General features: G+C 67.9%; 7 protein-coding genes. 4 read left to right on the top strand and 3 right to left on the bottom strand.

What is annotated here, in order from left to right:
* The coding region (locus AB4Y86_RS08915; RefSeq protein WP_441401892.1) for a MarC family protein at positions 1–397 on the bottom strand (397 nt) is incomplete at its 3' end.
* Positions 397–1,242, bottom strand: a complete 846-nt coding sequence (locus AB4Y86_RS08910) for a PHP domain-containing protein (protein WP_441401891.1) — start codon at positions 1,240–1,242, stop codon at positions 397–399. The genes AB4Y86_RS08915 and AB4Y86_RS08910, both read right to left, overlap by 1 nt.
* 71 nt (positions 1,243–1,313) lie before the next feature.
* On the opposite strand from AB4Y86_RS08910, the gene AB4Y86_RS08905 reads away from it, so the two are divergent.
* A complete protein-coding gene (locus AB4Y86_RS08905) occupies positions 1,314–2,903 on the top strand; it encodes an aminopeptidase P family protein (protein ID WP_441401890.1) in 1,590 nt (529 codons plus the stop codon).
* 103 nt (positions 2,904–3,006) lie between these two features.
* Here the strand turns inward: AB4Y86_RS08905 and AB4Y86_RS08900 are convergent, their stop codons facing one another.
* On the bottom strand, positions 3,007–3,879 hold the full coding sequence (locus AB4Y86_RS08900; RefSeq protein WP_441401889.1) for a general stress protein: 873 nt from the start codon (positions 3,877–3,879) through the stop codon (positions 3,007–3,009).
* 77 nt (positions 3,880–3,956) lie between these two features.
* Here AB4Y86_RS08900 and AB4Y86_RS08895 point away from each other — a divergent pair, with 77 nt between their 5' ends.
* The 3 genes from AB4Y86_RS08895 to AB4Y86_RS08885 form a co-directional block, all read left to right on the top strand.
* Positions 3,957–5,240 (top strand): magnesium transporter MgtE N-terminal domain-containing protein, encoded by a 1,284-nt coding sequence (locus AB4Y86_RS08895; protein WP_441401888.1) that lies wholly within the window; start codon positions 3,957–3,959, stop codon positions 5,238–5,240.
* Positions 5,233–6,006 (top strand): DUF1003 domain-containing protein, encoded by a 774-nt coding sequence (locus tag AB4Y86_RS08890; protein ID WP_441401887.1) that lies wholly within the window; start codon positions 5,233–5,235, stop codon positions 6,004–6,006. The genes AB4Y86_RS08895 and AB4Y86_RS08890 overlap by 8 nt, the downstream gene beginning before the upstream one ends.
* Positions 6,003–6,641 (top strand): P-loop NTPase (locus AB4Y86_RS08885; RefSeq protein WP_441401886.1); only part of this gene is annotated, 639 nt, incomplete at its 3' end. The genes AB4Y86_RS08890 and AB4Y86_RS08885, both read left to right, overlap by 4 nt.

Raw genomic sequence — 6,641 nt, 5'->3', positions numbered from 1 at the left:
GGACGAACACCATGACTGCCACAATCGCGCCCGGGCCGGCCATCAGGGGCGTCCCCAGCGGCACAAACGCGACGTTCTTGTACTTGGCCGCGTTCTCTTCGCCGCTGGTGGACCCGGTGAGCAGCTGCAGCGCGATCAACACCAGGAGCAGTCCGCCGGCCCCCTGCAGTGCGGCAAGCGAGATGTGCATGTAGTTCAGGATCGACTGCCCGAAAATCGCGAAGGCAACAATCACGCCGGTGGCCACCAGGAGGGCCTGCAGCGCCGAAATGTTGCGGTCCTTGGCGTTCATCTGCGCCGTCAGCGACATGAAGATCGGCACTGTCCCGGGCGGGTCCATGATCACGAACAGCGTCACGATCACGGAGGCCAGGAGCTGCAGGTCGAGCCACTCCATCAGCGCACCACGGACGACCCGGTGCCCAGTTCCTCGATCCGGGCCAGCACCTCCGGGGCCGTCAGGTTCTCGCCCAGCAGGTTCGGCTTCCCGGTCCCGTGGTAGTCGGAGGACCCGGTCACCAGCAGCCCGTGCCGCTGGGCGAGGCGGCGCAGGAACACCCGGCCCTCCTCCGGGTTGTCCCGGTGGTCGATCTCCAGCCCGGCCAGACCGGCGTCGATCATCTCACGGTAGGTCTTATCCCCCACGATCCGTCCGCGGGCGGACGCCACCGGATGCGCGAACACCGGCACGCCGCCAGCATCGCGGACCAGTTCGACGGCGTGCGCCGGGTCCGGCGCATAGTGCTGCACCCAGTACCGCGAACGCGAGGTCAGGATCGTATCGAAGGCTTCGCTGCGGTCCGCGACGACGCCGGCGGCCACGAGGGCGTCGGCGATGTGCGGGCGGCCCAGAGTGGCGCCGGGGGCCACGTGGTGGATGACGTCGTCCCAGCTCAGCGGGTAGTCCTCGGCGAGCAGGCTGACCATGCGTTCGGCCCGGGTGAAGCGCGCGTCCTTGGCCTTGGTGATTTCCGCCAGCAGCCCGGGATGGTCTTGGTCGTGCAGGTAGCTGAGCAGGTGGACGCTGATGCCCTCGCTGGTCCGGCAGGAAATCTCCATCCCCGGTACCAGCGCCACGCCCAGTTCCCGGGCCGCGGCGGACGCCTCCGTCCAGYCGTCGGTCGAGTCGTGGTCGGTCAGGGCGACGACGTCGAGCTCGGCTTCCGCGGCGGAAGCGATCACGGCCGCGGGCGGTTGGGTGCCGTCGGAAACATTCGAGTGGGCATGCAGGTCAATCCTCACTTGCCCAGCGTAGTAGATCCGTGGCGGCGGCTTGGTGGCCTAAGCCGCGCCGCTGGTGAGACGATGGGACGGTGAACGATGCAGATAACACCCCAATCTCCGCTTCCCAGCCCCTCGAGGAGCGCGTCAATAACCGCTCGCAGCGGCCCAACTCCGACGCCTTCAAGGCGTTCATGGCCAGCAACTGGGCCCCGTTCCGGGAGCAGCTTCCCGAACTGGACGCTGTCGCCGGCCATGCCGCTGCCCGCCGCCGGGCCATCTCCGAGCTGTTCAAAGGTGAACGCCTGGTCATCCCCGCCGGCCCGCTGAAGGTCCGCTCCAACGACTGCGACTACCGCTTCCGGCCGCATTCGGGCTTCGCTCACCTGACCGGTCTGGGCCTGGACCATGAGCCCGACGCTGTGCTGATCCTGGAGCCCACGGATGAAGGCACAGGCGACGACGGCGGGCACCACAGCGCCACCCTGTACTTCCGTCCGCTGGCCGGCAGGGACACGGAACAGTTCTACGCTGACTCCCGCTCCGGCGAATTCTGGATCGGCGCCCGGCCGACCCTCGCCGAATTCAAGGCACAGCTCGGGCTGGAAACGGCCGACCTGAGCGAGCTCGAGCTGGCCATCACCAAGAACGTGGGCGCTCCGGAGATCGGCGGCATCTCCATCCGTCTGGTGCGCAAAGTCGACGAGAACATCGACGCGCTGGTCGACACCGCCCGCTACAACACGGCCAAAGACCCGGAAAACCTGGACCTGGGCGTCCTGGACGCGCTTGATGAGAAGCTCAGCGAGGCCCTCTCCGAGTTGCGGCTGATCAAGGACGAGTGGGAAGTCGAGCAGATGAAGACGGCCGTGGCCGCCACCGTGCAGGGCTTCACCGAAGTGGTCAAGGCCCTCCCCCGGGCCTTGACCCACCCCCGCGGCGAACGTGTGGTCGAAGGCGCGTTCTTCGCCCGTGCCCGCGAGGAAGGCAACGAGCTCGGTTACGACACCATCGCCGCCGGCGGCAACAACGCCACCGTGCTGCACTGGACCCGCAACACGGGCCAGGTCAATGCCGGCGAGCTGCTGCTGCTGGACGCCGGCGTCGAGGCCGATTCCCTGTACACCGCGGACGTCACCCGCACCCTGCCGGCCAACGGCACCTTCTCGGAGATCCAGCGCAAGGTTTACGAAGCGGTGCTCGACGCCGCCGACGCCGGCTTCGCCGCCGCCCAGCCCGGCACCAAGTTCCGCGACATCCACACCGCGGCGACCACGGTGCTGGCCGAGCGGCTCGCCGACTGGGGCCTGCTCCCGGTGTCGGTCGAGGAGGCCATCAGCGCCGAGGGCCAGCAGCACCGCCGCTGGATGCCGCACGGCACCAGCCACCACCTGGGCCTGGATGTGCACGACTGCGCCCAGGCCAAGCGGGAGCTGTACCTGGACGGTGTCCTCACCCCGGGGATGGTCTTCACGATCGAGCCCGGGCTGTACTTCAAGGCGGAAGACCTCGGGATCCCGGCGGAATACCGCGGCATCGGCGTCCGGATCGAGGACGACATCCTGATGACCGCGGACGGCCCGGTCAACCTCAGCGCCGCACTTCCGCGCAAGGCCGACGACGTCGAGTCCTGGATGGCGGGCATCTACCAGGAAATCGAGGCCCAGCCGAACGGGCTGTAGCCTGGGGCTGCCGCCAGCCGGCTAACCGGGCAAGACAAAGGGAGGGCCACCGCCGGTGACCCTCCCTTTGTCTTGCCTTGGCGCCCCTGGAGCTGGCGCCTCTCTAGCGTTGCTCGCTGTCCGGGCGAGGTGCGTCCTGGCCGGCTTCTCCCTGCCGTACTTCAGTCTGCTGGGTGGCTCCGTGCGGGGCGGGGGCGGTCTCGTTGACCCGTACGCCGTACTGCGGGCGTCCGTCCGGCAGATCCGGGTAGCTGACACCGGAGGAGCGGACCGGCTCGGATTCCGACGCCGCCTGGTCGCCGGCGGGCTGCTGCTGGCCGCCTTCGGCCGGGCGCTGGCCGTAAGGGTCGTTCCAGCCCGCGGGGCGCTGCGGGGCAGCACGGTGGCCGGGCTGCTGCGGGCCCGGCTGCTGGGGGCGCTGCTGGTTCTGCTGGTCATAGTGCTGGAAACCCGGCGCGGCGGCGTCGTTGCGGGTCATCGGCAGCTGGTGCAGGAGACGGCGGGCCTCATGGGCAGCTTCGAAGGCCACCACCACGTCATAGTTGGTCGCTACGACTTGGTTGGTCGAGGTGAAGTCACGCTTGCCGCGCTGCATGGCGTAAGTGACGATGCCGAACAACATAAAGAAGGCCGCACCCATCAGCACGGAGGTGACGATCGAAAAGTACCCCGGGGTGGTGGAGAAGAAAGACAGCATGACGCCGACGAAGAGCCCGAACCACATTCCGCTCAGCGCTCCGGAAAGCGCAACGCGGGGGTAGGTGAGCCGGCCGGTGACGCGTTCCACCATTTTCAGGTCGTTGCCGACAATCGAGACCAACTGCACGGGGAACTGCTGGTCCGCGAGGTAGTCCACCGCCTTCTGGGCGTCCAGGTAGGAGTTATAGGAACCGACGGTGTCACCCTTGGGAACAGCGCGGGACTCGTCCGAGCTGCCGGGAGCGCCGGCCTTTGGACCACCAAAAATGTTTGACATACGCCTATTCTCGCCCATCGAGCTGGGCGACGCCTGCAAATTCCGCTAAAAGAGAGCAGACTCGGTAGCCTGTAGGGGTGAGCACAACTCTTTCGCGCGTATTCGTCGCGCGCCTCCTCGGACTGGACGTCTTCGACCCCCTGGGCGACCGTCTGGGCCGATTGCGCGACGTCGTGGTGCTCTCCCGCGGCAACCGCGGCGCCCCGCACGTGGTCGGCATCGTCGTCGAAGTCCCCGGCAAGAAGCGCGTCTTCGTGCCGATGACCCGCATCACCTCGATCGACCAGACCCAGGTCATCTGCACGGGGCTGGTGAATCTGCGCCGGTTCGAGCAGCGCGGCGCGGAGACGCTGGTGGTCGCCGAGTTGTTCGACCGCCGGGTGACCCTCGCCGACGGCAGCGGGGACGCCACCATCGAGGACATCGCCATGGACCGGCACCGCTCCGGCGACTGGATCGTCAGCAAGCTCTTCGTCCGGCGCGGCCACTCGCTCTCCCCGCTGAGCCGGCTCCGGCGCAACGAAACCCTGATCATCGACTGGGCCGATGCCCAGCAGGGCGCAAAGAACGAGCCCCAGGCCGCCACGCAATTCGTCGCCACGCACGAGGATCTGAAGCCGGCCGACTTCGCCGAGGCCCTTCAGGAGATGAGCGACAAGCGCCGCTTCGAGGTCGCCAGCGAACTCCAGGACGAACGCCTTGCCGACGTGCTGCAGGAAATGCGCGAAGGCGATCAGGTGGAGATCCTTTCTGCCCTGGATGTCGAGCGCGCCGCCGACGTGCTCGAGGAGATGGACCCCGACGACGCCGCCGACCTGCTCGCCGAGCTCCCCAGCGCCCAGGCCGAGGAACTGCTGCAGCTGATGGAACCGGAAGGCGCCGAAGACGTGCGCCGCCTGCTCGAATATGACGAGGACACCGCTGGCGGCCTGATGACCCCGGTCCCGGTCATCCTCCCCCCGGAAGCCACTGTCGCCGAGGCACTCGCCCACGTCCGGCGCGAGGAACTCTCCCCGGCGCTGGCCTCCTCGATCTTCATCACCCGGCCGCCGCTGGAGACGCCGACGGGGCGCTTTCTCGGCGTCGTGCATATCCAGCAACTGCTGCGCTACCCGCCGCCGGAACCCCTGGGGAACCTGGTGGACAAAAACCTCGAACCGGTCTCGGACCAGGCCCACATCAGCGAAGTGGCCCGCGCCCTGGCCACCTACAACCTCAACTCGCTCCCCGTGGTCAACGAGGACGGCCGGCTTGTCGGGGCGGTGACTGTCGATGACGTGCTTGATCATCTGTTGCCCGATGACTGGCGCGCCCACGAGGACGACGCCCCGATAAGGAAGCTAGGAGGCCGCATTGGCTGACATCAACACGCCACGGAACTCCACCGCCGCCCCTGGATCGCGGACCGGCAGCCTCGACACCCCGCTGAGCGGGCGCCAGCGGATCCTGCCGAAGTTCTCCCCGAACCCGGACGCCTTCGGGCACGCCACCGAAGGCTTCGCCCGATTCATGGGCACGCCGACGTTCCTGGTCTACATGACCGTGTTCTGCGTTTTCTGGCTGGTCTGGAACACCTTTGCGCCCAAGGAGTGGCAGTTCGACTCCCGGGACCTCGGCTACACCCTCCTGACCCTGATGCTCTCTCTGCAGGCCTCATATGCCGCACCCCTGCTCCTTCTGGCCCAGAACCGCCAGGACGACAGGGACCGCGTCTCACTGGAACAGGACCGCCAGCGTGCCGAACGCAATCTCTCGGACACCGAATACCTGACCCGGGAGCTGGCCTCACTGCGGATCGCCCTGCGCGAGGTCGCAACCCGCGACTACGTCCGGGCCGAGCTGCGCAGCCTGCTGGAAGACATGCTGGAGGCGCAGCATGATCTGCGCAGCCATGACCCCTCGGTCAGCGTGCTTGAGTCCCCGCGCGACAAGGTCAAGGAGAAGATTAAGGACCGCCGGGACAAGCAACGGGCTTCCCGCACCCAGCAGATCCCGCGCGTCCGGGCCGACGCCAGGAAGGAAGCCGAAACCGACGACCTCCCCGATGCCGGCACAATGGGCGCCCCGGAGAGCACGCCGCCGTCCGCCCCGCGCACCTCCCCGAAAGCCGAGCAAACCCCGCAATGAGCACCCCGCCAGGAGCCTCCGGGGCGTCCCCCCTGGCAGAGGCCGCGCGCGCGGCCTTGGCCACCGTGATAGACCCGGAACTCCGACGCCCCATCACGGAACTCGGCATGGTGGAGGCTGTGGACGTTTCCGACGCCGGCCGGGCCCGGGTCACCGTGCTACTGACGATCGCGGGCTGCCCGCTGCGCGGCACCATCACAGCCGACTGTGAAGCGGCGCTGGCCGCGGTGCCCGGAGTGACCGGCGTCGAGGTCGAGCTGAAGGTGATGAACCAGAAGCAGCGCGACGCTCTCAAGGAGCAGCTGCGCGGACCGGGCAGCCGCCGCGGCATCCCGTTCAACGCCCCGGGCTCGCTGACCAAGGTGTACGCCGTTGCGAGCGGCAAGGGCGGGGTTGGAAAGTCGTCGGTAACGGTCAATCTGGCCTGCGCTCTGGCGGCGCAGGGGCTGCGCGTGGGCATCGTCGACGCGGACGTCTACGGATTTTCCGTCCCGGCGCTGATGGGCATCAGCCAGGTGCCAACCCGGGTAGACGACATGATCCTGCCTCCGGTGGCCTACGGCGTCAAGGTCATCTCGATYGGCATGTTTGTCACGGGAAACCAACCGGTGGCCTGGCGCGGACCGATGCTGCAC

This window comes from Arthrobacter sp. 2YAF22_2, from assembly GCF_052114645.1.
Classification (GTDB): Bacteria; Actinomycetota; Actinomycetes; order Actinomycetales; family Micrococcaceae; genus Arthrobacter.
The sequence above is the reverse complement of the archived record's forward strand: the minus strand, read 5'-3'. Positions and strand labels throughout refer to the sequence as shown.

What these genes read in the sequence shown, in the direction of transcription:
- AB4Y86_RS08900 (WP_441401889.1), bottom strand. Translation starts at nt 3,879, where the DNA reads ATGTCAAACATTTTTGGTGGTCCAAAGGCCGGCGCTCCCGGCAGCTCG.